Source organism: Neorhizobium sp. SHOUNA12A, from assembly GCF_023006505.1.
Taxonomy (GTDB): domain Bacteria; phylum Pseudomonadota; class Alphaproteobacteria; order Rhizobiales; family Rhizobiaceae; genus Neorhizobium.
The window spans coordinates 35,606-59,647 of sequence record NZ_JALBGV010000013.1; the positions used below are offsets into that span (position 1 = coordinate 35,606).

At 61.8% G+C, this 24,042-nt stretch carries 25 protein-coding genes and 4 tRNA genes; 20 read left to right on the forward strand and 9 right to left on the reverse strand.

The window, feature by feature from the left end; all coding sequences use genetic code 11:
• Positions 1–86: 86 nt before the first annotated feature.
• The 8 genes from MOV63_RS08635 (at position 87) to MOV63_RS08670 (ending at position 9,343) form a co-directional block, all read left to right on the forward strand.
• Complete coding sequence (locus tag MOV63_RS08635; RefSeq protein ID WP_247033310.1) at positions 87–827, forward strand: FadR/GntR family transcriptional regulator; 741 nt, start codon at positions 87–89, stop codon at positions 825–827.
• 89 nt (positions 828–916) lie between these two features.
• Positions 917–2,422 (forward strand): ABC transporter substrate-binding protein, encoded by a 1,506-nt coding sequence (locus MOV63_RS08640; RefSeq protein WP_038549106.1) that lies wholly within the window; start codon positions 917–919, stop codon positions 2,420–2,422.
• Between the two features lie 84 nt (positions 2,423–2,506).
• Positions 2,507–3,454, forward strand: coding sequence for an ABC transporter permease (locus MOV63_RS08645; RefSeq protein ID WP_247033311.1), 948 nt, complete (start codon positions 2,507–2,509; stop codon positions 3,452–3,454).
• Positions 3,451–4,326, forward strand: coding sequence for an ABC transporter permease (locus tag MOV63_RS08650; RefSeq protein ID WP_247033312.1), 876 nt, complete (start codon positions 3,451–3,453; stop codon positions 4,324–4,326). The genes MOV63_RS08645 and MOV63_RS08650 overlap by 4 nt, the downstream gene beginning before the upstream one ends.
• 37 nt (positions 4,327–4,363) lie before the next feature.
• Entirely contained in the window at positions 4,364–6,148 is a 1,785-nt protein-coding gene (locus tag MOV63_RS08655; RefSeq protein ID WP_247033313.1) for a gamma-glutamyltransferase family protein, read from the forward strand.
• A gap of 3 nt (positions 6,149–6,151) precedes the next feature.
• The gene (locus tag MOV63_RS08660; RefSeq protein WP_247033314.1) at positions 6,152–6,916 is read left to right on the forward strand and encodes a DUF1028 domain-containing protein; all 765 of its coding nucleotides are present in this window, start codon (positions 6,152–6,154) and stop codon (positions 6,914–6,916) included.
• Positions 6,917–6,942: 26 nt separating this feature from the next.
• Positions 6,943–8,754 (forward strand): ABC transporter ATP-binding protein, encoded by a 1,812-nt coding sequence (locus tag MOV63_RS08665; RefSeq protein ID WP_247033354.1) that lies wholly within the window; start codon positions 6,943–6,945, stop codon positions 8,752–8,754.
• 136 nt (positions 8,755–8,890) lie between these two features.
• The gene (locus MOV63_RS08670) at positions 8,891–9,343 is read left to right on the forward strand and encodes a hypothetical protein (RefSeq protein WP_051899695.1); all 453 of its coding nucleotides are present in this window, start codon (positions 8,891–8,893) and stop codon (positions 9,341–9,343) included.
• Here MOV63_RS08670 and radC read toward each other — a convergent pair.
• Positions 9,336–10,139, reverse strand: a complete 804-nt coding sequence (gene radC, locus MOV63_RS08675) for a DNA repair protein RadC (RefSeq protein WP_038586259.1) — start codon at positions 10,137–10,139, stop codon at positions 9,336–9,338. The two genes, MOV63_RS08670 and radC, sit on opposite strands and share 8 nt — an antisense overlap.
• Positions 10,140–10,142: 3 nt before the next feature.
• On the reverse strand, positions 10,143–10,979 hold the full coding sequence (map, locus tag MOV63_RS08680) for a type I methionyl aminopeptidase (RefSeq protein WP_038542469.1): 837 nt from the start codon (positions 10,977–10,979) through the stop codon (positions 10,143–10,145).
• Between the two features lie 175 nt (positions 10,980–11,154).
• Between map and MOV63_RS08685 the strand changes: the two genes are divergently transcribed.
• Together MOV63_RS08685 and MOV63_RS08690 are read left to right on the forward strand one after the other, a co-directional pair.
• Positions 11,155–11,403 carry a type II toxin-antitoxin system Phd/YefM family antitoxin gene (locus tag MOV63_RS08685; RefSeq protein WP_247033315.1) on the forward strand — a complete coding sequence of 83 codons (249 nt, stop codon included), beginning with the start codon at positions 11,155–11,157 and terminating at the stop codon, positions 11,401–11,403.
• Positions 11,393–11,674: a type II toxin-antitoxin system RelE/ParE family toxin gene (locus MOV63_RS08690; RefSeq protein WP_247033317.1), complete on the forward strand. Its 282-nt coding sequence runs from the start codon at positions 11,393–11,395 to the stop codon at positions 11,672–11,674. Before MOV63_RS08685 ends, MOV63_RS08690 begins: the two co-directional genes overlap by 11 nt.
• On the opposite strand, the gene sfsA is transcribed toward MOV63_RS08690, so the two are convergent.
• Together sfsA and MOV63_RS08700 are read right to left on the reverse strand one after the other, a co-directional pair.
• Positions 11,650–12,378, reverse strand: a complete 729-nt coding sequence (gene sfsA, locus MOV63_RS08695; protein ID WP_247033318.1) for a DNA/RNA nuclease SfsA — start codon at positions 12,376–12,378, stop codon at positions 11,650–11,652. The genes MOV63_RS08690 and sfsA overlap by 25 nt on opposite strands.
• Positions 12,379–12,389: 11 nt before the next feature.
• On the reverse strand, positions 12,390–14,249 hold the full coding sequence (locus tag MOV63_RS08700) for an alpha/beta hydrolase (RefSeq protein WP_247033319.1): 1,860 nt from the start codon (positions 14,247–14,249) through the stop codon (positions 12,390–12,392).
• A gap of 123 nt (positions 14,250–14,372) precedes the next feature.
• Here MOV63_RS08700 and MOV63_RS08705 point away from each other — a divergent pair, with 123 nt between their 5' ends.
• From MOV63_RS08705 to recJ, 5 genes are all read left to right on the forward strand, one after another.
• The gene (locus tag MOV63_RS08705) at positions 14,373–14,774 is read left to right on the forward strand and encodes a hypothetical protein (RefSeq protein ID WP_038542480.1); all 402 of its coding nucleotides are present in this window, start codon (positions 14,373–14,375) and stop codon (positions 14,772–14,774) included.
• Positions 14,775–14,936: 162 nt separating this feature from the next.
• Positions 14,937–16,154, forward strand: a complete 1,218-nt coding sequence (locus MOV63_RS08710) for an LL-diaminopimelate aminotransferase (RefSeq protein ID WP_038542482.1) — start codon at positions 14,937–14,939, stop codon at positions 16,152–16,154.
• Between the two features lie 63 nt (positions 16,155–16,217).
• Complete coding sequence (locus MOV63_RS08715) at positions 16,218–17,540, forward strand: homoserine dehydrogenase (protein WP_038542484.1); 1,323 nt, start codon at positions 16,218–16,220, stop codon at positions 17,538–17,540.
• A 205-nt stretch (positions 17,541–17,745) separates the two neighbouring features.
• Positions 17,746–17,952 (forward strand): hypothetical protein, encoded by a 207-nt coding sequence (locus MOV63_RS08720; protein ID WP_157885115.1) that lies wholly within the window; start codon positions 17,746–17,748, stop codon positions 17,950–17,952.
• Between the two features lie 88 nt (positions 17,953–18,040).
• Complete coding sequence (gene recJ, locus MOV63_RS08725; RefSeq protein ID WP_247033320.1) at positions 18,041–19,873, forward strand: single-stranded-DNA-specific exonuclease RecJ; 1,833 nt, start codon at positions 18,041–18,043, stop codon at positions 19,871–19,873.
• 52 nt (positions 19,874–19,925) lie between these two features.
• On the opposite strand, the gene MOV63_RS08730 is transcribed toward recJ, so the two are convergent.
• The 4 genes from MOV63_RS08730 to gloA form a co-directional block, all read right to left on the reverse strand.
• Positions 19,926–20,000, reverse strand: a tRNA-Glu gene (locus MOV63_RS08730).
• A gap of 160 nt (positions 20,001–20,160) precedes the next feature.
• Positions 20,161–20,235 (reverse strand) — tRNA-Glu (locus tag MOV63_RS08735).
• A gap of 121 nt (positions 20,236–20,356) precedes the next feature.
• Positions 20,357–20,860: a hypothetical protein gene (locus tag MOV63_RS08740; protein WP_247033321.1), complete on the reverse strand. Its 504-nt coding sequence runs from the start codon at positions 20,858–20,860 to the stop codon at positions 20,357–20,359.
• A 219-nt stretch (positions 20,861–21,079) separates the two neighbouring features.
• Positions 21,080–21,520 (reverse strand): lactoylglutathione lyase, encoded by a 441-nt coding sequence (gloA, locus tag MOV63_RS08745; RefSeq protein WP_247033322.1) that lies wholly within the window; start codon positions 21,518–21,520, stop codon positions 21,080–21,082.
• 224 nt (positions 21,521–21,744) lie between these two features.
• Here gloA and MOV63_RS08750 point away from each other — a divergent pair, with 224 nt between their 5' ends.
• The 5 genes from MOV63_RS08750 (at position 21,745) to MOV63_RS08770 (ending at position 23,442) form a co-directional block, all read left to right on the forward strand.
• A complete protein-coding gene (locus tag MOV63_RS08750) occupies positions 21,745–22,323 on the forward strand; it encodes a cold-shock protein (RefSeq protein WP_037084473.1) in 579 nt (192 codons plus the stop codon).
• Positions 22,323–22,799 carry a DUF192 domain-containing protein gene (locus MOV63_RS08755; RefSeq protein ID WP_247033324.1) on the forward strand — a complete coding sequence of 159 codons (477 nt, stop codon included), beginning with the start codon at positions 22,323–22,325 and terminating at the stop codon, positions 22,797–22,799. The genes MOV63_RS08750 and MOV63_RS08755 overlap by 1 nt, the downstream gene beginning before the upstream one ends.
• Before the next feature lie 90 nt (positions 22,800–22,889).
• Positions 22,890–22,966, forward strand: a tRNA-Pro gene (locus MOV63_RS08760).
• A gap of 51 nt (positions 22,967–23,017) precedes the next feature.
• Positions 23,018–23,323 (forward strand): ETC complex I subunit, encoded by a 306-nt coding sequence (locus MOV63_RS08765; protein ID WP_038542496.1) that lies wholly within the window; start codon positions 23,018–23,020, stop codon positions 23,321–23,323.
• Positions 23,324–23,365: 42 nt separating this feature from the next.
• Positions 23,366–23,442 (forward strand) — tRNA-Arg (locus MOV63_RS08770).
• A 65-nt stretch (positions 23,443–23,507) separates the two neighbouring features.
• On the opposite strand, the gene MOV63_RS08775 is transcribed toward MOV63_RS08770, so the two are convergent.
• On the reverse strand, positions 23,508–23,810 hold the full coding sequence (locus tag MOV63_RS08775) for a hypothetical protein (RefSeq protein ID WP_247033325.1): 303 nt from the start codon (positions 23,808–23,810) through the stop codon (positions 23,508–23,510).
• Between the last annotated feature and the right edge of the window lie 232 nt (positions 23,811–24,042).

Sequence of the window (24,042 nt, forward strand, 5' to 3'; positions counted from 1 at the left end):
GTGCACTGCAAGAATTGCCGAAAAATTAACTTGACGGAGGTCAGGAAATGCCGTCCATTCGGACCAATCAGAAATTGGTACGATAAATGGTACAGGATAAAGCCGGCGAGGCTCATGACAATTCGAGCTATGCGCTGGATCGCCTGAGGGAGCTTTTAAGGGCGGGGGAATTCGGTTCTGAGGGCCGCCTGCCGACCGAACGGGCTTTGACCGATATGCTCGGCATTAGCCGGCGCGCGGTGCGACGTGCACTCGAGGTGCTCGAATCCGAAGGCCTCATCTGGCGCCGTCAGGGCTCAGGCACCTTTATCGGCGAAAGGCCGAGTGAGTGGAGCAACCACGTGGGCGCAATCGTCGCCGGCACGGACTTCATGGAGATCATGGAAGTCCGTCTGAGGATCGAACCGCAGCTCGCCCAGCTGGCGGCCATGCGTGCCAAGCCGGCGGATATCGTCAAGATGCAAGAGATCGCCTTGAAGATCATCGAGAGCAGCGATGCCGACGCCCGCGAACTGTGGGATGGAACGCTGCACCGGTTGATCGCCCAGAGCGCCGGCAACCAGCTTTTCCTGTCGATCTTCGACGTCATCAATCGTGTCCGCCAGGACGAGGCATGGCGGGCGATCCGCGAGCGCGCCCGTTCGAGCGGCGACGCGGTCAACATCTCGTTTGCGCAGCACAAGACCATCATCGAGGCGATCGCCGAACGTGATCCGGTACGGGCAGGGGAGGCGATGCGCGAACACCTGCTGATGCTTCAGGAGCGGCTCATCCGCGCGACGTCCTTTGGCTCCGTGGAACAGGGATCGCTCAGCGAAGCAAGCTGAATGGCCGCCATGCGGCCCACCACCAGAAGCCGGAAACCGGCCAAGACTAAAAACAGGAACCTAAAAACAAGAGAGGAATGTTCATCATGATGCGACTTACCAAGCTTACGACCGCGCTGCTGGCCGGCGCGCTTTTCGCCTTTCCGGCGCTTGCGGTCGATTTGCGCATCGGGCTGCAGGACGATGCCGACGTTCTCGATCCGGCCCAGTCCCGCACCTTCGTCGGCCGTATCGTCTATACCGCCCTGTGCGACAAGCTGGTCGACGTTTCGCCCGACCTGAAGATCGTTCCCCAACTCGCCACCGAGTGGAAATGGTCCGCCGACGGCAAGGAACTGACGATGAAGATCCGCGAGGGCGTCAAGTTCCATGACGACACCCCGCTCGATGCCGCCGCCGTGGTTGCCACCATCGAACGTAATATGACCCTGCCGGAATCTCGCCGCAAGAGCGAACTGACGTCCGTCGCCAAGGTCGAGGCATCTGGTCCGCTGGAAGTCAAGTTCACGCTGAAGGCACCAGACGTGACGCTGCTCGCCCAGCTCTCCGACCGCGCCGGCATGATCGTCTCGCCGACCGCCGCCAAGGCGCTCGGCGCCAATTTCGGCTCCAAGCCTGTCTGCGCCGGTCCGTTCAAGTTTGTCGAGCGCGTCCAGCAGGACCGCATCGTGCTCGAAAAATTCAAGGATTACTGGAACAAGGACAAGATCTTCGTCGACAAGGTCACATACCTGCCGATCCCGGATACGACCGTGCGCCTTGCCAACCTGCAGTCGGGTGACCTCGACTTCATCGAGCGTCTGGCTCCGACCGACGTTACCGCCGTCAAGGGCAATTCGGGCCTGAAATACGATGCGACCGTCAACATCGGGTACATGGCGCTCTACGCCAATATCGCCAACGGCGCGCGTGCCGACAATCCGTTCGGCAAGGACAAGCGCCTGCGCCAGGCCTTCTCGCTGGCGATCGACCGCGACGCCATGAATCAGATCGTTTATGAAGGCACCGCCGTTGGCGGCAATCAGCCTTTCCCGCCGAATAGCCCGTGGTTCAACAAGGCCATCCCGGTTCCGGCCCGCGACGTCGCCAAGGCCAAGGCCCTGATCAAGGCCGCCGGCTTCGATCGCGTGCCCGTCGAATTGCAGATCCCCAACAACCCGGTCGCCCAGCAGATGATGCAGATCCTGCAGTCGATGGTCGCCGAAGCCGGCTTTGACGTCAGCCTGAAATCGACCGAGTTCGCGACGCTGCTCGAAGAGCAGACCCGCGGCAATTTTCAGCTCAGCCGCTCCGACTGGTCCGGCCGTGTCGATCCGGATGGCAATATCCATCAGTTCATCACCTGCAAGGGCGGCATCAACGACGTGAAATACTGCAACCCGGACGTCGACAAGCTGCTCAATGAAGCGCGCGCCTCGACCGACGACGCGGTCCGCAAGCAGAAATACGATGCTGCGGGCGTGATCCTCAACGAAGACATGCCGGTCATCTATCTCGGTCATCAGTCGTGGATCTGGGCTTACAAGAAGAACGTCACGGGTTTCGTGCCCAATCCTGACGGCATGATCCGCCTGCAAGGCGTCAAGAAGGGCTAAGCCTCCCGTGCCGCATGGGAGTGGACCCGTGCGGCACTTTTCCGCATCGCTTCGTAACAATGTTGCTCAACGGGGGACGGCGTCATGCCTGTCTACATCGGAAAGCGTCTGCTGGTCGCCATCCCGACCTTGCTGATCATCTCCATTTTTGTCTTTTCGCTGCAGAAATTGTTGCCCGGCGATCCCATCCTGGCGATGGCCGGCGAGGAGCGCGACCCTGCGGTCATCGAATTCCTGCGCGACAAATACCGCCTGAACGATCCGGTCGTGGTGCAATATTTCTATTGGCTCGGAGGTGTGCTGACCGGCGACTTCGGCATCTCGCTGCGCACCAACCAGCCGGTCCTGGAACTGATCCTCCAGAAGCTGCCGGTGACGATCCAGCTTGCCGTGATGGCGATGTTCTTCGCCATGCTGATCGGCATTCCGATCGGCATCCTGGCAGCGGTCAAGAAGAACACCTTCATCGACTACGTCGCCAATGTGCTAGCGCTGACGGGCCTGTCGATCCCGAACTTCTGGCTGGGTATCATGCTCATCCTGTTGATCTCGGTGCAGCTCGGCTGGCTGCCGGCCTCCGGCTTCGAGTCGATCTTCGTCGATCCCGTCCGGTCCCTGCAGACCATGGTCATGCCGGCCTTCGTGCTCGGCAATGCGCTGGCCGCGACGCTGATGCGCCATACCCGCTCGGCGATGATCGGCGTACTCAGCGCCGACTATATCCGCACCGCCCGCGCCAAGGGCCTGTCGCCGCGCGAAGTGGTGCTCAGCCACAGTTTCCGCAATGCGCTTCTGCCGGTCGTGACGCTGTCGGCGCTGCTGTTCGGTGAACTGCTCGCCGGCGCGGTGCTGACCGAACAGATCTTCACCATTCCGGGCTTCGGCAAGCTGATCGTCGATGCCGTCTTTAATCGCGATTACGCGGTGGTGCAGGGCGTCGTGCTGTGCACGGCAGTCGGCTTCATCTTGATGAACCTCATCGCCGACGTTCTTTATGTCCTGCTCAATCCGCGTCTGAGGGCCACCCTATGACCACGATCGACCAAGCGCCGCCGGTTGCGGCAGCCAAGCGCGACAAGAGCCGCGCCTGGCGCAAGATGAAGAAGAACCGAAGCGCGCTTGTCGGCGCCGTCTTCGTCCTGTTCTTCGCAATCCTCGCGGCCAGCGCGCCGATCCTGCCGATCATCGATCCCGTCGCGACAAGCTGGACGGCGATCCGCAAGGCGCCTTCCGCCTTGCACTGGCTCGGCACCGACGATCTCGGCCGCGACATTCTTTCCCGCATGATCTGGGGCGCCCGGGCATCGCTGATGGCCGGCGTATTCTCGGTTGCGATAGCGGTCGGCATCGGTGTGCCCTTCGGCCTCGTCTCCGGTTATTTCGGCGGCTGGGTGGACATGGTAATCTCGCGCATCACCGAAGCGCTGCTCGCCATGCCCTTCCTGATCATGGCGATCGCGCTTGCGGCATTTTTGGGCCCGAGCCTGATGAATGCGATGATCGCCATCGGCCTGTCCGCCATGCCGATCTTCGTGCGGCTGACTCGCGGTCAGGTCCTGGCGGTCAAGACCGAGGACTATGTCGAAGGCGCACGTGCCGTTGGCCTGAACCACTTTGAAATCATGACCCGCTACATCCTGCCCAACGTCTTTGCCCCGATCATCGTCCAGGCGACGCTGACGATCGCAACCGCGATCATCGCCGAGGCGAGCCTTTCCTTCCTCGGCCTCGGCCAGCAGCCGCCATCCCCGTCCTGGGGCTCGATGCTGAACGTCGCCAAGAACTTCCTGAGCCAGGCGCCCTGGATGGCGATGTGGCCGGGTGCGGCGATCTTCCTCGTCGTTATTGGTTTCAATCTCCTGGGCGATGGCCTGCGCGATGCGCTGGATCCCCGCGAAGCATGATGACCGCGCGAAGCGTGATGTGAAAGGACCTATACCCATGACTGAATTCACCACACGGCCGGAAATCCTCGGCACGTTCGGGGTCGTCACCTCGACCCACTGGATCGCTTCGGCCGTCGGCATGGCGATCCTCGAAAAGGGCGGCAATGCCTTCGATGCGGCCGTTGCAACCGGCTTCGTGCTGCAGATCGTCGAGCCGCATCTCTGCGGCCCGGGCGGCGACATGCCAGCCGTCTTCTATTCGAAGAAAAAGGACAAGGTCGAAGTCATCTGCGCCCAGGGGCCGGCGCCGGCTGACGCCACCATCGAGCATTACGCGTCGGAAGGCCTGAAGCTGATCCCCGGCGACGGCCTGCTCGCGACCGTCATCCCCGGCGCCTTCGACGGCTGGATGCTGATGCTGCGCGACTACGGCACGATGAGCGTCCGCGACGTGCTCGAGCCGGCGATCTATTACGCCGAGCACGGCCACCCGATGCTTGCCCGCGTTTCCGCCACCATCAAGGGGCTGGCGAGCTTCTTCGAGACCGAGTGGCCGACATCCTACGCTACCTGGCTTCCGGGCGGCGTGGCTCCCGAAGCGCAGAGCAACTTCAAAAACCCGGTGCTTGCCGAGACCTGGAAGCGTCTCATCGCCGAGGCTGAAGCCAAGACCGGCCGCGAAAACCAGATCGAGGCCGCTCGGGACGCTTTCTATCGCGGCTTTGTCGCCGAGGCGATCGACCGTTATGTCTCGACGGCCGAAGTCATGGATGCGAGCGGCGCCCGCCACAAGGGCGTGCTGACCGCCGACGATATGGCCAACTGGCGGGCGACCGTCGAGGCGCCGCAGACCTATGACTATCACGACTGGACCGTCGCCAAGACGCCGGCCTGGGGGCAGGGGCCTGTGCTTCTGCAGTCGCTGGCGCTGCTGAAGGGCTTTGACCTCTCGGCGATGGATCCGGCCGGACCGGATTTCGTGCATATTGTCGTCGAGGCCATGAAGCTCGCCTTCGCCGACCGCGAAGTTTATTACGGCGACCCGGATTTCGCGCAGATCCCGACCGAATACCTGCTGTCGGAAGGCTACAATGCCGAGCGCCGCAAGCTGATCGGCAAGGAAGCCTCGCTGGAGCTGCGGCCAGGCCGCGTGCCCGGCTACGACCACCAGTTTGACCTCACCATGGGCATGCTGGCGGAAGTGAGCGGCAAGGGCGCGGTCTACGAGCCGACCATGTCGCATCTCACGGAGAAGCGCGGCGACACGGTCCATATCGACGTCATCGACCGCTGGGGCAACATGGTCTCGACCACGCCGTCGGGCGGCTGGCTGCAGTCCTCGCCGATCGTGCCGGGCCTCGGTTTTGCCCTGAACTCCCGCGCCCAGATGTTCTGGCTGAAACCCGGCCTGCCGACCTCGCTGGAACCGGGAAAACGTCCGCGCACGACGCTCACTCCGTCGCTGGCCCTGCATGAGGGCCGTCCGACTTTGGTGTTCGGCACGCCCGGAGGCGACCAGCAGGATCAATGGCAGTTGCCGTTCTTCCTGCGATACGTCCACCACAAGCCGAACCTGCAGGCGGCGATCGACATGCCGCTGTTCCACACCACGCATTTTCCCGGCTCCTTCTATCCGCGCACCAGCCAGCCGGGACACATCATGGTGGAGAGCAATATCGGTACCGACGTGCTCGCCGAGTTGCGCAGCCGCGGCCACCAGATCACCGTTGCCGATCCCTGGAGCGTCGGCCGGCTGACCGCCGCACGCCGCGACGCGGACGGATTGTTGCGGGCAGCTGCAACGCCGCGCTTGATGCAGGCTTACGCGGTCGGGAGATAAGCCATGACCTGGTCGATCGTCGCACGCGACCCCGCGACGGGTCATTTCGGCATCGCCGTCGCCAGCCGCTTCTTCGCGGTCGGCGCCGCAGTGCCGCATATCAAGGGCAGGGTAGGCGCCGTTGCCACCCAGGCCTTCGTCAGCCCGCTCTATGGCACGGATGGACTGAAGCTTCTGGAAGATGGCAGGAGCCCGCAGGAGATCGTCGAGGTGCTGACGGCGCGCGATGATGGCCGCCGCCAGCGCCAGTTCCACCTGATCGACGCCCATGGCCGCAACGCCGCGTATACCGGCGAGATCTGCGTCGACTGGGCCGGCCATCTGGTCGACGACAACGTCTCCGTCGCCGGCAACATGCTGGCCGGGCCGCAGGTGATCGCCGAGACGCTTAGGGTCTACAGGCAAAAGACGGTCGAAGGGGCGCCGCTTGCCGCACGCCTGCTCGCCGCCATGGATGCAGGCGAGGCCGCCGGCGGCGACAAGCGCGGCAAGCAGTCTGCCGCCATGGTCCTCTATCGCGACCAGGATTACCCGTGGCTGCGCATCAATGCCGACGACCACGCCGATCCGCTCGGCGAACTCCGCCGGCTCTACGCGGTGGCGCAGGAGCGTTTCCTGCATGTCGCAGAAACCATGCCGACCCGCGAAAACCCGCACGGCATGATCGACCGCCGGGTCATCGACCAGAAGATCGCCGAACTCGAAGCCGCCCGCGAGGCGGAAGGCTGCGCCTCGGCCTCCTTTGCCACCCCGTGGAAGCCCCAATGACGGAAGCCCTGAAGACGGAAGCCCCAATGACCGAGACACCTGTTCTTTCCGTCAGGAACCTGACGACATCCTTCCTCGTCGACGGCGAATGGAAAAGCGTCGTCCGCGACGTCTCCTTCGATGTGCATCCGGGCGAGACGGTCGCGATCGTCGGGGAAAGCGGCTCCGGCAAGAGCGTCACTTCGCTGTCGATCATGCGGCTGCTTGCGGCCAACACGAGCAGGATCGAGGGCAGCATCCTGCTCTCCGGCCGGGATCTCCTGTCGATCTCCGAAAAGGAGATGCGGGGCGTGCGCGGCAACGACGCCTCGATGATCGTCCAGGAGCCGATGACTTCGCTCAATCCGATCTTCACGATCGGGCGGCAGATCTCGGAAGTGCTGACGCGCCACAAGGGACTGACGAAAGCTCAAGCGCGCGCCGAAACCGTGCGGCTGCTCGAAAAGGTCCGCATCCCGAACGCAGGTGCCCGGTTCGACGATTATCCCCACCAGTTCTCCGGCGGCATGCGCCAGCGTGTGATGATCGCCATGGCACTGGCGTCGAAGCCGAGGCTGCTGATCGCCGACGAGCCGACCACCGCGCTCGATGTCACCATCCAGGGACAGATCCTCGACCTAATCAAGGTGCTGCAGGAAGAGGAGGGCATGTCGGTGCTCTTCATCACCCATGACATGGGCGTCGTTGCCGAGATCGCCGACCGCACCATCGTCATGTATCGCGGCGAGGCGGTCGAAAGCGGCCCGACCGAGGAGATCTTTCATCGCGGCAAGCACGCGTATACGCGGGCGCTTCTCTCCGCCGTGCCGCGGCTGGGTTCGATGCAGGACCGCAAGTGGCCGACCCGTTTCCCGGTCGTCGACATCACCACCGGCGAGACCGCCGAGCCGAAGGAAGTCGCCGGCACGGTCGACACCCGGAAAACTCCGGTTCTGGCGGTGAAGAACCTCGTCACCCGCTTTGCCGTCCGTTCCGGCCTATTCGCGACGCAGACGGGTTCCGTCCATGCGGTCGAGAATATTTCCTTCGATCTCTTCCAGGGCGAGACCTTGTCGCTGGTCGGTGAATCCGGCTGTGGCAAGTCGACGACCGGCCGCTCGATCATGCGACTGATCGAGCCCACCAGCGGCGACGTGGCGCTCGACGGCTATGATGTCTTGCGCCTCGATCAGACCGGCCTGCGCGACATGCGCAAGACCATCCAGATGATCTTCCAGGATCCGTTCTCGTCGCTCAACCCGCGCATGACGGTCGGCGCCGCAATCTCCGAACCCTTCGTCAAGCACAAGCTCGGCAACGCCAAGGAGGCCAAGGAAAAGACCGCCGACCTGCTCCGCAAGGTCGGTCTCTCATCCGACATGGTAGGCCGTTATCCGCATGAGTTCTCGGGCGGTCAGCGCCAGCGCATCGCCATTGCCCGCGCCCTGTCGCTCGATCCGAAGGTGATCGTCGCCGACGAAAGCGTCTCGGCGCTCGACGTGTCGATCAAGGCGCAGGTCTGCAACCTGCTCCTCGACCTGCAGCAGAGCCTCAATCTCGCCTTCCTGTTCATCAGCCACGACATGGCGGTGGTCGAGCGTGTCAGCCATCGGGTGGCGGTCATGTATCTCGGCGAAATCGTCGAGATCGGCCCGCGCGCGGCGGTCTTCGACAATCCTCAGCATCCCTATACGAAAAAGCTGATGGCCGCCGTTCCGGTGCCGGACCCGGCCCGCCGCGGCATCCGTCGTGGCATTTCCAATGACGAATTGAAGAGCCCAGTCCGTCCGGTGGGTTTCCAGCCGCCGGCCCGCCAGTACCGCGAGGTTTCCGAAGGCCACATGGTGCAGGTGGGGTGATCAACTCGGCCGGATTGTAACTGCAGACGGGCGAGTTTAAGATTTATCTCGCCGTATCGTTAAGATTGTAGATAGATGGAAATCGACTTTTGGTTGCTTGCCTGTTTTAATACTCGAATAGCGCGGGGATGCTTAAATGGGCTTGTATGATCTGCTGCATATCGAACCTGAAGGCGGAATTACTAAAGTGAGCCAGGCCTTGGACCCTAAAGAGCCGGAACTGGCCTTGGCGTATGCCCAGAATTTTTGGGATTCTGGCAACCAAATCGTCGTTCTTGTTTTCGCCGTTGCTTTTGGTTTTTTTTTGGCGATAGCTCAATCGCTGGATCTGAGAGCGCTTGCGGCTACACATAAAACCAAGCTGGTATGGCTTGCAGTCTTTGGAAATGCTGCCTTGGCATTCCTCCTTTTCCGTCTTTACGTGCACGAGCATCGTATCGTTAGTACGTTGACTGGAAACCGGACGCTGATTGATGGGATAGATTCCGCCTTTGAAATGCGCCTGATACTATTACTTGTGAACTTGGGAATTTATCTTTGGATTATGCTCTTTGTCGTGAAAAGCAACGCCATCAATAGCTCTAAATAAGCCTCAGCCCCTTCAGGCTGACATGGCCGTCCTTGCCGATGATGATGTGGTCGTGCACCGTGATACCCAAGGGTTTCGCGGTGTCGACGATCGTCTTGGTCATGTCGATATCGGCACGGGAAGGAGTGGGGTCGCCGCTCGGGTGGTTGTGGACGAGGATGATCGCAGTCGCTGACAGTTCGAGCGCCCGGCGCACGACTTCGCGCGGATAGACCGGGGTGTGATCAACGGTACCGTGGCCCTGCACCTCGTCGGCGATCAGCGCGTTGCGCTTGTCGAGAAAAAGGATGCGGAACTGTTCGCGGGGCTCGTAGGCCATGACCGCATGGCAATAGTCGATCACGGAAGACCAGGACGACAGGACCTGCTTGCCGCGCAGTTCGCTTTTCAGCATCCGCTGCCCGACGGTCGCAACGAGCTTCAGGTCGAGCGCCACCGCCTCTCCGACGCCCTTAATCTCCTGCAGCAATCCGAGCGGCGCGCCGAGAACTCCGGCAAGCGTTCCAAAGCGGGCGATCAGCGCCTTGGCAAGCGGTTTGGTATCCCGGCGGGGAATCGATCGGAACAGCAGGAGTTCGAGGATCTCGTAGTCCGCAAGCCCCGTATCGCCATGTTCGCGATATTTGGTTTTGAGGCGTTCGCGGTGGCCATGGTAATGCGCCGCCGGCTCGTCGTCCTCGGCAAGTGCCGGCTTCTTGATGGCTTTTGGCTTTGTCAGCTGTTCGGCGAAAAAGCCGCGCTCGTCCTCGACGAAGGACGCCTGTTCGTCCGGCGGAGGAGCGGAGCGGTTGGCCATCCGTTACCTCGAAAGCGGCGGCAGGCCGGGCCGGTCGAAGCCCCCCGGCGAGAGCGTGAAAATCTCGCAGCCGGTGGCGGTGACGCCGATCGCGTGTTCGTATTGCGCCGACAGCGACCGGTCGCGGGTGACCGCGGTCCAGCCGTCGGAAAGCACCTTCACATGCGGCTTGCCGAGATTGATCATCGGCTCGATGGTGAAGATCATCCCTTCCTTCATTTCCGGACCTTCGTCGGCGCGACCGTAATGGAGGATGTTCGGCGAGTCGTGGAAAAGCCGGCCGACGCCATGGCCGCAGAAATCGCGCACCACCGAGCAGCGCTCCGCTTCCGCATAGGTCTGGATCGCTTCTCCGATCGCCCCGGTGCGGGCGCCGGGACGGACTGCCTCGATGCCGCGCATCAGGCATTCGTAGGTGACTTCGAGCAGGCGCTCGGAGGCGCGCTTGATTTGGCCCACCGGATACATGCGGCTCGAATCCCCGTGCCAGCCGTCGAGGATATAGGTGACGTCGATATTGACGATATCGCCTTCCCGCAAAGGCTTGTCATCCGGAATGCCGTGGCAGACGACGTGATTGATCGAGGTGCAGGAGGATTTCGTGTAACCGCGATAATTCAGCGTCGCCGGCAACGCACCATGGTCCATGCCGAATTCGAAAACGAAGCGATCGATGGCATTGGTGGTGACGCCGGGCTGCACGATCGCCGCCAGCTCGTCGAGGCAGCGCGCCGTCAGCAGGCAGGCCTTGCGCATGCCGGCAAAGTCGTCCGCGGTATAGAGCCGGATCGCGCCCGTGTTTTTGAGGGGGGCGGAAACCGCCTCGATATAGTTGACCATGGTTCTTCTCTCGCAATCTCTCCGTTCATAAAGCAGCCGGCCCCGGTTCGTCCATGGCGATCGGAGATTTCAGCGCTTTTCTTCCCGACAATCCGAACGAGTAGATTTGAAACGAGCCTTTTAAAGTGCTTCTTATGGGTCTATACAAGGTGCGAATTGGAGCATTGGAGCCACCATGGTCAGCATCGTCCTCGCCGAAGTTACCGCCAGCGTGTCCGAGCTGAAGCGCAACCCCATGGGTACCGTCGCAGCAGGAGACGGAGCTCCTGTCGCCATCCTCAATCGCAATGAGCCCGCCTTCTACTGCGTGCCTGCAAAGGCTTACGAAGCGATGATGGACCGGTTGGAAGACTTTGAGCTTAATGCGCTTGCCGACAGCCGGGCAGGCGAGGCCGTCATCAAGGTAACGCTGGATGAGCTATGAGCTCGCGTTTCTGGATGTTGCGCTGAAGGAATGGCGCAAACTCGACTCGAATATCCGCGAGCAGTTCAAGAAGAAATTGGCCGAACGCCTCGAAAATCCGCGCGTCGCTGCCGCCCAGCTTCATGGATCCAAGGACCGCTACAAAATTAAGCTGCGCTCCATCGGCTATCGCCTCGTCTATGAAGTTCGCGATACGCAACTGATCGTCTTGGTAGTCGCCGTCGGCAGACGGGATCGAGATGCGGTCTACAAAGCGGCCGAAAAACGATAGCCGAGATCTTCGATCGGGATCAGCCCCGACGGCGCGATTTCCTCCGGCGAAACGTGGCAATCGACGGCATAAGCCTCAACGCCGCGGGACTTGGCGCGCTCGAAGGCGAGCGCATAGAATGGATCGAGATCTCCGCAGATACGGAAACGCGAACAGTCGTGCCGCTGGATGAGATAAATCATCACCGCCCGGTGACCAGCCTCCGCCATGTCGCCCAGTTCTTCCAGGTGTTTGGCACCGCGCTTGGTAACGGTGTCGGGGAATTCCGCCAGCCCCGGCTCACGGCAGAAGTGGACGTTCTTGACCTCCACATAGGCATTCGGCAGATCGCTGCCCAGAAGCAGGAAGTCGATGCGCGAATTGCGGCCGTAGCGCTGTTCGCGCAGGATCGTCTCGTAACCGGCAAGGCTCGGGATCAGCCCGGCGTGGATCGCTTCTTCGGTGAGCCGGTTTGGCAGGCCGGTATTGATGCCAACGCGCTCGCCGTCCACCTCGACCATCTCGAACATGTGCCGGTATTTGCGGGTGGGGCTGTCATGCAGCGACACCCAGATCTTCGAGCCTGGCGTCGTCAGCCCTCGCATCGAGCCGGTATTGGGGCAGGAGCCGGTAAACGGCGTGCCGTCCTCCAGCACGGCGTCGAACAGGAAACGCTTGTAGCGTTGCAGGAGTGTCGCAGGCACCAGCGGCGGATCGAAACGCATCGGGATAAGGATCAGACGCGTTCGAGCACGTAGGTGCCGGGCGCATCGGCAATCGCATTGAGCGCCTTGCCGCCGGGCTTGCGGGCCGGCATGCGCTCGTCGTCCTTTGCCTCGACCCAGGCATGCCAGTGCGGCCACCAGGATCCCTTGTTTTCCTCGGCACCTGTAAGCCAGTCTTCGTATTGGCCCTCGGCCTTGCCGCCGGTCCAGTACTGGTATTTCTGCTTGTCGGGCGGGTTGACGACGCCGGCGATATGGCCCGAACCGGTCAGCACGAAATCCACTGGTCCGCCGAACAGCGAGGAGCCGAGGAAGACCGATTTCGGCGGCGCGATATGGTCTTCCCGGGTGGCGAGATTGTAGACCGGAATCTTGATGTCCTTGAGCGAGATCGTCTTGCCGGCGAGCTTCATCTCGCCCTTGCTGAGCGTGTTGTCGAGATAGCAGTTGCGCAGGTAATAGGCGTGGTTGGCAGCCGCCATCCGTGTGCTGTCGGAATTCCAGTAGAGCAGGTCGAAGGGCATCGGTTCCTTGCCCTTGAGGTAGTTGCTGACGACGTAGGGCCAGATCAGTTCCGAGGCGCGCAGCATGTTGAAGGCGGTGGCCATCTTCGAACCGTCGAGATAGCCGACCGCATTCATCTGCTTTTCCATCGCCGCGATCTGTTCCTCGTCGACGAACACCTTGAGATCGCCCGCATGGGTGAAATCCACCTGGGTGGTGAGGAAGGTCGCCGATGCGATGCGGCTGTTCTTCTTCTGTGCGTGATAAGCAAGCGTTGCGGCAAGCAGCGTTCCGCCGACGCAATAACCGATCGCATTGACCTGGCGTTCGCCGGTAGCCTTCTCGACCGTGGTCAGCGCGAAGTCGATCCCTTCGCGCATGTAGGATTCCCAGTCCTTCTTCGCATGGCGTTCATCCGGATTGACCCAGGAGATCACGAAGACCGTATGGCCCTGGTCGACGCACCACTTGATGAAGCTCTTCTGAGGGTTGAGGTCGAGAATGTAGAACTTGTTGATCCACGGCGGGCAGATGAGGAGAGGGCGCTTCAGCACCGTTTCCGTCGAGGGTTCGTACTGGATGACCTCGCAGACCTCGCTCTGGGCGATCACCTTGCCCGGCGTCAGCGCCATGTTGCGGCCGATCGCGAACTTGGTCGCGTCGGTATGGCGCAGTCTCAGGTCGCCACCTCCGGCCGCGATGTCCTCTGCGAACATCTTCATGCCGGCCACCAGGTTGGCACCGTTGCTGGCGACCGTCTCGCGATACACCTCCGGATTGGTGAGAGCGAAATTGGCCGGCGAAAGGGCGGCCGTCACCTGCTTCACGTAGAAGGCAGCCTTGTGGCGGGTGTGCTCGTCGAGCCCTTCGGCTTCGTTGACCAGCTTGTCCGCCCAGGAGGCGGTAACGAGGTAGAGCTGCCGGAGGAGGGCGAAGAAAGGGTTCTTCATCCAGTCATCGTCGGCGAAACGTTTGTCTTTCGGCAGGGTGTCGGCTTCGGGGGCGACTGGCTGGCCAGAGAATTGGCCCGAAAACTGATTGAGAGTGCGTGTCCAGATACCGATATAGCTGGAGAACAGCAGGGTCTGCGCCTCGAGCGTCCGCTTCGGATCCGAAATCCAGTATTCCGTGACCTTGGAAAGGGTCTTCACGAGGTCTGTCACCGGGTCCGCGACCGAATCGCCGACCTCGCCGCGTTCGCGGGGGCCGAGCCATTCCGATGCCGCCTTGCCCAGGTTTTCGAGCGCCCTGGCGAAGTTCATGGCGAGCGCCTGCGGGTCCTTGACCACATAGGCCTCGACCGATTTGGGGTCGAATCCCGGAAATTCCTGTCCGGCCCGCCCGTTATCCTCGGTCTTTTCCGCCACGCACGGCCTCCCCACAGTTTGTTAGTTGTTTTCGTTTGTACATTGTGCCTGAAAGCGAATACAAGTGCCAGCGATCGGCGCCTTCAGGTGCATTTGGCCGATGACGGAAACTGGGTTACGGAAATGGAAAAACTGAGGCATCGGGTCGGCAGCTTACCGCTTTTCATCGGTCTTGGCGCGCTCTCTCTGCTGGCCGGCTGCAACAGCAGCACCTTTGCTCTGGATGACGGTATTCCGAACACCGCACCGCCGGCCGTCGTCGTCCAAAGCAAGAACGCGCCGCCACCCGGTCCGGTCACCAAGCAGAACACCGGCGTCTATCCGAGCTTCGATCCGACGCTGCGCGCTGCGGCCGAGCAGATCGAGGACGAGGATTACAACAAGAGCGAGCCGCGCCTTGCATCGCTCGCCCGCCTGCGCAGATCCGGTTCGATCTCCGAAGCCGAATATCAGCGCCGGGTCGCCGAATACCGCAAGCTTGCCGCTGAGCACGGCAAGGACGCATTGGCGCATATCGCCAAGTAGCCCATATCGCCAAGTCGTCCGGGCAAACCAAGTCATCCGGGCCAGCCGATATCGGCAATTAGCACTTGCGTTTCGGCGCTTTTGGTCGCAAAGCAAAAAATCGCCAATCATGCGACACCGGCGCGTCGCGTCTGACGCTGCGCGCCTTCCACGGGGAGAAAGATGGAAGAGTTTCATAAAGTCCGACGCCTGCCGCCATACGTCTTCGAACAGGTTAACCGTTTGAAGGCCAGCGCGCGAGCGGGTGGCGCGGACATTATCGATCTCGGCATGGGCAATCCCGACCTTCCGACCCCGAAGGCGATCGTCGACAAGCTGTGCGAAGTGGTCCAGGACCCGCGCACCCACCGTTATTCGTCATCCAAGGGTATTCCCGGCCTTCGCCGTGCCCAGGCTGCCTATTATGCCCGCCGTTTCGGCGTGAAGCTCAACCCGGATACCCAGGTCGTTGCGACGCTTGGCTCCAAGGAAGGCTTCGCCAATATGGCGCAGGCGATCACAGCACCGGGCGACGTCATCCTCTGCCCCAACCCGACCTATCCGATCCACGCCTTCGGCTTCCTGATGGCCGGCGGCGTTATCCGCTCGATGTCGGTCGAGCCGGATGACAGCTTCTTTCCGCCGCTCGAACGCGCGGTAAAACATTCGATCCCGAAGCCGCTGGCGCTGATCCTCAACTATCCGTCCAACCCGACGGCGCATGTCGCCTCGCTGGACTTCTATAAGGAAGTGGTGAGCTTCGCGAAGAAGCACGACATCATCGTGCTGTCGGACCTTGCCTATTCGGAGATCTATTTCGACGGCGAACCGCCACCGTCCGTGCTGCAGGTGCCCGGCGCGATGGATATCGCCGTCGAGTTCACCTCGATGTCGAAGACCTTTTCCATGCCCGGCTGGCGCATCGGCTTTGCGGTCGGCAACGAACGGCTGATCTCGGCGCTGACCCGCGTCAAGTCCTACCTCGACTACGGCGCCTTCACGCCGATCCAGGTGGCCGCGACCCATGCCCTCAACGGCGATGGCTCCGACATCGCCGAAGTCCGCAACGTTTACAAGCGCCGCCGCGACGTGATGGTCGACTCTTTCGGCAAGGCCGGTTTCGAAGTGCCGCCGCCGGCAGCCACCATGTTCGCCTGGGCCAAGATCCCGGAAAAGTTCCGCCACCTCGGCAGCCTCGAATTCTCCAAGCTGCTGGTCGAGAAGGCGGACGTCGCGGTTGCACCGGGCATCGGTTTCGGCGAGATGGGCGACGACTATGTTCGTCTGGCGCTGGTCGAGAACGAACACCGCATCCGTCAGGCGGCCCGCAACATCAAGAAGTTCCTGTCGACGGCCGACGAGACGATGCACAACGTCATCTCGCTCAACACGCGCCGCTGATCGGACCAGCATTTCCGGCGGCCCGCGTGGGCCGCCACCTCCCAGGCAATCAGGAAGAATAGCATGGCAGACGCCCTCAAAGTCGGCATTGCGGGTCTCGGCACTGTGGGTGCCTCGCTCGTCCGGATCATCCAGACCCGCGCGAATGAATTGGCAACGACGTGCGGCCGTGCGATCGAGATCACGGCGGTCACGGCACGCGACAGGTCGCGCGACCGCGGCATCGATATTTCCGGCATTGCCTGGTTCGACACGCCGGAAAAAATGGCCAACGAGGCCGATATCGACGTCTTCGTGGAACTGATGGGCGGTGCTTCGGGTGCCGCCGCCGATTCCGTGCGGGCGGCGCTGACCCGTGGTCTCCATGTGGTGACGGCCAACAAGGCGCTGCTTGCCGCGTCCGGTGTCGAGCTTGCAAAGATCGCCGAAGAAAAGAGCGTTCTCCTCAATTTCGAAGCGGCCGTTGCTGGCGGCATCCCGGTCATCAAGGCGCTTCGTGAATCCCTGACCGGCAACACGGTCTCGCGCGTCTACGGCATCATGAACGGCACCTGCAACTACATCCTGACGCGGATGGAGAAGGAAGGCCTGTCGTTTGCCGATTGCCTCAAGGAAGCCCAGCGGCTTGGTTACGCAGAGGCTGATCCGGCCTTCGACATCGAGGGCAACGACACGGCCCACAAGCTCGCAATCCTGACGACGCTCGCCTTCGGCACGCAGATCGCTGCCGACGAGATCTATCTCGAGGGCATCAGCAATATCTCGATCGAGGACATCCACGCGGCAGCCGATCTCGGCTACCGCATCAAGCTGCTCGGCGTTGCCCAATTGACCGACAGCGGCATCGAGCAGCGCGTTCATCCGACCATGGTGCCGCATGACTCGGTCATCGCCCAGGTCGACGGCGTGACGAATGCGGTGGCGATCGAATCCGATATCCTCGGCGAACTGTTGATGGTTGGCCCCGGCGCCGGTGGCAACGCGACCGCGTCCGCTGTCCTCGGCGATATAGCCGACATCGCCAAGAGCAGCCCCGGCGCCCAGCGCGTTCCGGTGCTCGGCACTCCGGCCGCCTCGCTTGCGCCCTACAAGCGCGCCCGCATGCAGAGCCATGAGGGCGGCTATTTCATCCGTCTGACGGTCGCCGACCGCACCGGCGTCTTTGCCAGCATCGCCGCCCGTATGGCGGAGAACGGCATCTCGCTGGAATCGATCATGCAGCGATCCAAGCCGGATGCGGCGACCGACACGCCGAAGACGATCATCCTCGTCACCCACGCGACCACCGAGGATTCGGTCCGCAAGGCGGTCGATGCCATCAAGGCCGAGAGCTACCTCGTCGGAGAGCCCCAGGTGATTCGCATCGAGCGGCCCAAGGCTTTTTAAGAAAGCGGATCGCTTCGAAAAGCCGGCGCTGCTGTTTCCTGTGGGTAACGCCGGAACTTTTCGAGAACATCTTCGAAAACAAGGGCCGCAAAGGCTCTCGGACTGGCCGCTCGGAGGCCTCTAGACGTAAATTGCCAATGGCAATCACCGTCGAGGAGGCACTTGCGCGATCGCCATGAATACGCGGGCCGTGAAGACGCGAAACTTGAACACGCGGAACAAGGGATACCGGCTGCGGCTCGGTGGAGCCTGCCCCAAACCACATGGCTCGCCGCCCACCCATCGCATCCACGCCAACGATCAGCCGGGCGGAGACGAGTTTGCAGGACGGCGCAGTTTCGCTTTCCTGCTGGTGTTCTTCGCCGCCGCGGCCGGTATCAGCGGCTCGGCATTCATCTGGTCGATGCTGTGATCGGCCGGTTTCCGAAAGATGGCCCGATCCGCCCGGTGATCCCGTCAAATCGATTCCTCTTGCTCCCGCGATACGCTAGAAGCGCTCCATGACCAGAATTTTCTCCGCGCTTTCGTCGACAGTGGAAACGGTTGATCCCGTCCCGCGCGCATTTCTCGGCGTCGAACGCTCCGCGGGCGACCAGCGCTGGGTGTCGCGCCTCGATCAGGCGGCCCAGAACCGGGCGCTGGCGATTGCCCAGATCCATGGCATACCCGATCTCGTCGCCCGGGTGCTCGCCGGCCGCGGCGTTATGCTCGACGATGCTCCCGCCTTCCTCGACCCGACCATCCGCTCGCTGATGCCGGATCCTTATACGCTCACCGATTGCGAAAAGGCGGTGCTGAGGCTCGCCGCCGCGATCGCCCGGCAGGAGAAGGTGGCGATCTTCGGCGATTACGACGTCGACGGCGCATCCTCTTCGGCCTTGCTTTATCGGTTCCTCCGCCATTTCGGCGTCGAGGCGGAAATCTATATTCCTGACCGCATCTTCGAAGGCTACGGCCCCAACCCGACGGCGATCCGCCAGTTGATCGCCAACGGCGCCAGCCTCATCGTTACCGTCGATTGCGGCTCCACCAGCCATGACGCGCTTGCCGCGGCGCGTGACGAGGGCTGCGACGTCGTGGTCATCGACCACCACCAACTCGGCCACGAGCTGCCGCCATGCCTGGCGCTCGTCAACCCGAACCGCGAGGACGACCTCTCCGGCCAGGGCCATCTCTGCGCCGCCGGCGTTGTCTTCCTGGTACTGGTCGCCGCTGCGCGCCACATGCGGCAAATCGGCGATCCGCGCGCCGGATCGCTCGACCTGCTCGCCTGGCTCGACATCGTCGCGCTGGCGACCGTCTGCGACGTGGTGCCGCTGAAGGGTCTCAATCGCGCCTACGTGGTCAAGGGCCTGCTTGCCGCCCGCCATATGGGCAATGCCGGGCTTTCGGCGCTGTTCCGCAAGGCGGGGCTTGGCGGCCCGGTGACGCCCTATCATTTCGGCTTCCTGATCGGCCCGCGCATCAATGCCGGCGGACGCATCGGCGATGCGGCACTCGGCAGCCGACTGCTGACGCTGGAAGACCCGATCGAAGCCGAGGTGATCGCCGCTCGGCTGGACGAACTCAACCGCGAGCGCCAAGCCATGGAAGCCGCCATGCTTGCCGAGGCGGAAGCCGAAGTGCTGGCCGAATACGGCAACGGCGAGGGAGCAAACGTCATCGTCACGGCGCGTGACAAATGGCATCCCGGCATCGTCGGGCTGATCGCGGCGCGGCTGAAGGAAAAATTCAAGCGGCCAGCCTTCGCGATCGCTTTCGATCCATCTGGCAGGGGCACCGGGTCCGGCCGCTCGATCAACGGTTTCGACATGGGCCGCATGGTCCGAGCGGCGGTGGATTCAGGTTTGCTCGTCAAGGGTGGCGGCCATGCCATGGCGGCGGGGCTGACGGTCGAGCGCAGCAATCTCGGCCGCCTGCGGGCCTTCTTCGAGGAGATGGCGGGCGAGGGCGTGCCGGCGCTGGTCGCCAATCATGTGCTGAAGATCGACGGTGCGCTTTCGGCTTCCGGTGCGACGCTCGAACTTTTCGACCAGCTCGAACAGGCCGGCCCTTATGGTTCGGGCCATTCACAGCCTGTCTTTGCCATCCCCGCGCACCGGCTGAAGGATGCCCGCCTAGTCGGGACCGCGCATATCAAGGTGACGCTGGAGGCGGCCGACGGCTCCCGGCTCGAAGGGATAGCCTTCCGGGCCGCCGAAACGCCGCTCGGCAATATGCTGCTCAATTCCCGGGGCGCGCAGATCCACGCCGCCGGCTGCCTCAGCGCCGACCAATGGCAGGGCACGCGCCGCATGCAGCTCCGCCTGCTCGACGCCGTGAAGGCGCCGTAAGAAAGCGGGTCGATTTTTTTGGGATGGGATCCGCTTTGGCGCAGAGAAGAAGTGGCACGCCCTAGGGGAGTCGAACCCCTCTTCCCAGAATGAAAATCTGGTGTCCTAACCGATAGACGAAGGGCGCGTGCGCTTCGTGGTGGCGCCCTTATAGTCAGGGCGTTTCTATCCCGCAAGCGCAAAATTGCATTTTCAGTCGCTTGCGAATGCAAAAAATTGCGCCGCTGCAAAACGACGTTCGAAAGCCGGATATGGGAATGAAAACAAAAGATTGGGGGAGGTGGAAGTGGCACGCCCTAGGGGAGTCGAACCCCTCTTCCCAGAATGAAAATCTGGTGTCCTAACCGATAGACGAAGGGCGCCTGCGCTTCGTGGCGCTCTTATAGAGAGGGGATTTCTTTCCCGCAAGCGCCAAAGCCATCTTTTTTACAAAAAAATGACGGCCTTTTTGCTGCTGCCCACTCACGTGAAAAATGCGCTGAATCAGCAGCTTAAAGGATTGCCCTGGGCGTCGGCCCCGCAGGCTGCAGCGTGCGTGGCCTGCGGCGTGCTGTAGACACTGGCGGTGGTGGCGTTGAAATTCCGCCTCGGCAGGTTGGCTGGAACCGGACCATCGCCGGATGGTGTGGCAGCGGCCATCGGCGGGTTTGATGAAAAGATCGTGCCGCTATCGGCGCGCACGCCGGTCGGCTGCGTCGCAAGGCCGGCGATCGAGGCTTGCTGAGGCTGTGCAGGCGCCGGCGGGAACGTATTTTCCGCAGTGGGCACAGCAGACGCCGCCGGTGTCTGGGCCTGCTGCGTCGAGCCCTTGGCAATCGCCGGATCGACATAACGGTTAGCGGCGGTGCCGCCGCCCTTGGCAAGGATGCCCCTGGCGCTCGCCGGTACCGTGGTGCGCGGCGCGGGCGTCGTGGCGTCAGCCGTCTTTTTCGTGGTGGTGCAGCCGCCGAGCATCAGCGCGGAAAGACAGGCGATCGCCAGCGTCATGCGGACATTCGAACAAGGGAAAGGCGTTTTCGGCAAGATGTGCCCCGTCAGCTCGTCTCGCGCACGTCATGTCGCGAATCATCGTGCTGGAGCATCTCGCGGAAGCGCGGCATGGGCAAGCCGGCCGGGGCAGGCGGGCCGTGACGAGGTTAGCCTGGGGCAAGGTTGGGGGAAGGAACGCGGCGGTTGCATAAAAAGAGGCCGCCGCGTTGAAAAATCCTACCAGCTGCCGATATTCGGTGCAGAAGCCCAGGGTTCGGCGACAGGCAGGTTGTCGCCTTTCTGGAGGAGTTCGATCGAAATGCCGTCCGGCGAGCGGATAAAAGCCATCCGGCCTTCGCGCGGCGGACGATTGATGATGATGCCGTTGTCCGAAAGATGCTGGCAGAAATCGTAGATGTTATCGACCTCATAGGCGAGGTGACCGAAGTTGCGACCGCCGGTATAATTCTCGGTGTCCCAATTGTAGGTCAGCTCGACGCAGGGAGCGAGAACGTCCTTGGCGTCGCTGAGATCGTCGGGGGCCGCAAGAAAGACCAGCGTGAAGCGGCCCTTCTCGTTGTCGCTGCGACGAACTTCCTTGAGGCCGAAGACCGTCGTATAGAAATGAAGCGAGGCGTCCAGGTCTTTCACCCGGACCATGGTATGAAGATAACGCATTATGGTGTCTCCCTCCGACAAGGCCAATCGCCGATGAACCCCTTATGTGGGTGCGCGTTGGATATGGCGCAGACGCCAGCCTCGAGCAAGCCACTCTAGATAGAGATGAAGGTGGATAAAGCCAAGGCAGGGACTTGCGCTAAATGGTTAGCAAGATGTTAATCTATCCTCTGAGAATCAGTTGATCGTCACGTCGTAACGCGTAATCGAGGGGCCGACAGGATATGGCAGACAGAATGTCATCGAAAGACGTTGGCAGTTTCGAAGAGCTTCCGGGCGAGCCGGTCGAGCTGATCGAAATCACCGGCGTCGTCAAATGGTTCGATGTGGCGAAGGGGTTCGGCTTCATCGTTCCCGACAATGGCATGCAGGATGTGCTTCTGCACGTCACCTGCCTTCGTCGAGACGGATATCAGACCATTCTGGAAGGTACGCGCATCGTCGCGATGATCCAGAAGCGGGATCGTGGCTATCAGGCGTTCCGCATCCTCTCGATGGATCAGTCCACCGCGGTCCACCCCTCGGATCTTCCACCGGTGCGCACCCACGTGCAGGTGACCGCGACCAGCGGCCTTGAACGGGCTCTGGTGAAGTGGTTCAACCGCACCAAGGGTTTCGGCTTCCTGACGCGCGGCGAGGGGACGGAAGACATCTTCGTGCATATGGAAACGCTGCGCCGCTTCGGCCTCACCGAGCTGCGTCCGGGTCAGGTCGTGCTGGTGCGTTTCGGGCCCGGTGACAAGGGTCTGATGGCGGCGGAAATCCATCCCGACAATCCAAATCCCGTGAGCCGGTCGCACTGATGCGTATCTCGTTTCCAGCATTCAAAAGCGCCCTTGCGGCGCTTTTTCTTATCTTGGCAGGCGGTGCGGTTGCGCAGGACGTGACCTTCCCGCGCGACGAGCTGTCGATCAAGACCGCCGCCGGCCAGACCTACAAGTTCACGATCGAACTCGCTTTCACCGATGCGCAGCGCGAGCGCGGACTGATGTACCGCAAGGTGATGGCGCCGGATGCCGGAATGCTGTTCGATTTCGGCACGCCGCGACCGGTCTCCATGTGGATGGAGAACACCATCCTTCCCCTCGACATGCTGTTCATCCAGGGCGACGGCACGATCTCGCATATCCGCGAGAACGCCGTGCCCTATGCGCGCGACATCATCGATTCGCACGGGCCGGTGAAATTCGTGCTGGAGCTCAATGCCGGCCGCTCGAAGGCGCTCGGGATAAAGGTGGGCGACAAGGTGATCAGCAAACGCATCGGCAATCAGTGGTAATTTTCAAACTCTTGGCTTCAGAATGGCCAAGGGTCCATTTTGCAGTTGCGACACAAGGGGGAACCGTGTATCTCGCAACCACCGTAGGAACGGAGTGTAGCGCAGCCTGGTAGCGCATCTGGTTTGGGACCAGAGGGTCGGGAGTTCGAATCTCTCCACTCCGACCATGCTTTTGGGTGAGGCTCCTTATCCGTTCCATTCCATGGAGCGTTACAGGAATGGCCGCCAAGATCTATCGTCCCGCAAAGACCGCCATGCAGTCCGGCAAGGCCAAGACCCATCTCTGGGTACTGGAATTCGACCAGGAACAGCCGCGCCGCATCGATCCGATCCTTGGCTACACCTCTTCGGGCGACATGAAACAGCAGCTTCGCCTGACCTTCGAAAGCCAGGAACAGGCCGAAGCCTATGCCAAGCGCGAAGGCATCGAATACCGCGTCATCCAGCCGAAGGATCCGAATCGCCAGATCGTTTCCTACACCGACAATTTCCGCTTCAGCCGCACCCAGCCCTGGACGCATTGATTTTTAGCCGCTCGGGCTTTCTCGAGCGCTGCTGCCGAGATCGGCCCCTTAGCTCAACTGGATAGAGCAGCTGCCTTCTAAGCAGCAGGTCGCAGGTTCGAGTCCTGCAGGGGTCGCCATCGCTTTATTGCTGAAATCGTTGGATTTTCTGTCATGTTTCGCAGCCGGAGACTGATCCGCGCGACTACCTGACATAATAAACAGACACACCCACCGGGTAGGCATAGACGCCTCGGTAAAAGAACCCTTTGCGATACAGACAACCCCGCAACCGCACCGCGGGCAGACTGACCTCGGCTATTGCTCCTGCCTCTGCCAGACCGGCTTCCGGAAGGCATCGCGCCAGCGCCCTGTTGTACGCCTGCATAAGTTGAGGGCTGCTTTCCACGGGCACTGCTCCGTAGAGCTGCAAATTCGACCGGGCTTCTGCCACCATCGGCGTGAAGATCAGGCTAAGCGCCACGCCCATTGCGAGCTTGAGGTTCATCTGTTCGCTCTCCGCTTGATACGATGCCGCGGGGAACGCGATGTCGGGCGATTTGTTCCTAAGCTCCTTGAAAGGCAGTCCGCAGCTGCCGCCAAAATGGCCGGGCTCACGAAATCCTATTCTTGCCGCATTGCGGATTCGGAATGGCCGCATTGTTTCGTATTATGGGTGATGTCAGTTCCGTAGCGTCAGGCGCGCGGAAGGCAGACCGGCGATCTTGCGGCCACAGGCC

What these genes read in the sequence shown, in the direction of transcription:
- MOV63_RS08635 (WP_247033310.1), top strand. Translation starts at nt 87, where the DNA reads ATGGTACAGGATAAAGCCGGCGAGGCTCATGACAATTCGAGCTATGCG.
- MOV63_RS08640 (WP_038549106.1), top strand. Translation starts at nt 917, where the DNA reads ATGCGACTTACCAAGCTTACGACCGCGCTGCTGGCCGGCGCGCTTTTC.
- MOV63_RS08645 (WP_247033311.1), top strand. Translation starts at nt 2,507, where the DNA reads ATGCCTGTCTACATCGGAAAGCGTCTGCTGGTCGCCATCCCGACCTTG.
- MOV63_RS08650 (WP_247033312.1), top strand. Translation starts at nt 3,451, where the DNA reads ATGACCACGATCGACCAAGCGCCGCCGGTTGCGGCAGCCAAGCGCGAC.
- MOV63_RS08655 (WP_247033313.1), top strand. Translation starts at nt 4,364, where the DNA reads ATGACTGAATTCACCACACGGCCGGAAATCCTCGGCACGTTCGGGGTC.
- MOV63_RS08660 (WP_247033314.1), top strand. Translation starts at nt 6,152, where the DNA reads ATGACCTGGTCGATCGTCGCACGCGACCCCGCGACGGGTCATTTCGGC.
- MOV63_RS08665 (WP_247033354.1), top strand. Translation starts at nt 6,943, where the DNA reads ATGACCGAGACACCTGTTCTTTCCGTCAGGAACCTGACGACATCCTTC.
- MOV63_RS08670 (WP_051899695.1), top strand. Translation starts at nt 8,891, where the DNA reads ATGGGCTTGTATGATCTGCTGCATATCGAACCTGAAGGCGGAATTACT.
- radC (WP_038586259.1), bottom strand. Translation starts at nt 10,139, where the DNA reads ATGGCCAACCGCTCCGCTCCTCCGCCGGACGAACAGGCGTCCTTCGTC.
- map (WP_038542469.1), bottom strand. Translation starts at nt 10,979, where the DNA reads ATGGTCAACTATATCGAGGCGGTTTCCGCCCCCCTCAAAAACACGGGC.
- MOV63_RS08685 (WP_247033315.1), top strand. Translation starts at nt 11,155, where the DNA reads ATGGTCAGCATCGTCCTCGCCGAAGTTACCGCCAGCGTGTCCGAGCTG.
- MOV63_RS08690 (WP_247033317.1), top strand. Translation starts at nt 11,393, where the DNA reads ATGAGCTATGAGCTCGCGTTTCTGGATGTTGCGCTGAAGGAATGGCGC.
- sfsA (WP_247033318.1), bottom strand. Translation starts at nt 12,378, where the DNA reads ATGCGTTTCGATCCGCCGCTGGTGCCTGCGACACTCCTGCAACGCTAC.
- MOV63_RS08705 (WP_038542480.1), top strand. Translation starts at nt 14,373, where the DNA reads ATGGAAAAACTGAGGCATCGGGTCGGCAGCTTACCGCTTTTCATCGGT.
- MOV63_RS08710 (WP_038542482.1), top strand. Translation starts at nt 14,937, where the DNA reads ATGGAAGAGTTTCATAAAGTCCGACGCCTGCCGCCATACGTCTTCGAA.
- MOV63_RS08715 (WP_038542484.1), top strand. Translation starts at nt 16,218, where the DNA reads ATGGCAGACGCCCTCAAAGTCGGCATTGCGGGTCTCGGCACTGTGGGT.
- recJ (WP_247033320.1), top strand. Translation starts at nt 18,041, where the DNA reads ATGACCAGAATTTTCTCCGCGCTTTCGTCGACAGTGGAAACGGTTGAT.
- MOV63_RS08740 (WP_247033321.1), bottom strand. Translation starts at nt 20,860, where the DNA reads ATGACGCTGGCGATCGCCTGTCTTTCCGCGCTGATGCTCGGCGGCTGC.
- gloA (WP_247033322.1), bottom strand. Translation starts at nt 21,520, where the DNA reads ATGCGTTATCTTCATACCATGGTCCGGGTGAAAGACCTGGACGCCTCG.
- MOV63_RS08750 (WP_037084473.1), top strand. Translation starts at nt 21,745, where the DNA reads ATGGCAGACAGAATGTCATCGAAAGACGTTGGCAGTTTCGAAGAGCTT.
- MOV63_RS08755 (WP_247033324.1), top strand. Translation starts at nt 22,323, where the DNA reads ATGCGTATCTCGTTTCCAGCATTCAAAAGCGCCCTTGCGGCGCTTTTT.
- MOV63_RS08765 (WP_038542496.1), top strand. Translation starts at nt 23,018, where the DNA reads ATGGCCGCCAAGATCTATCGTCCCGCAAAGACCGCCATGCAGTCCGGC.
- MOV63_RS08775 (WP_247033325.1), bottom strand. Translation starts at nt 23,810, where the DNA reads ATGAACCTCAAGCTCGCAATGGGCGTGGCGCTTAGCCTGATCTTCACG.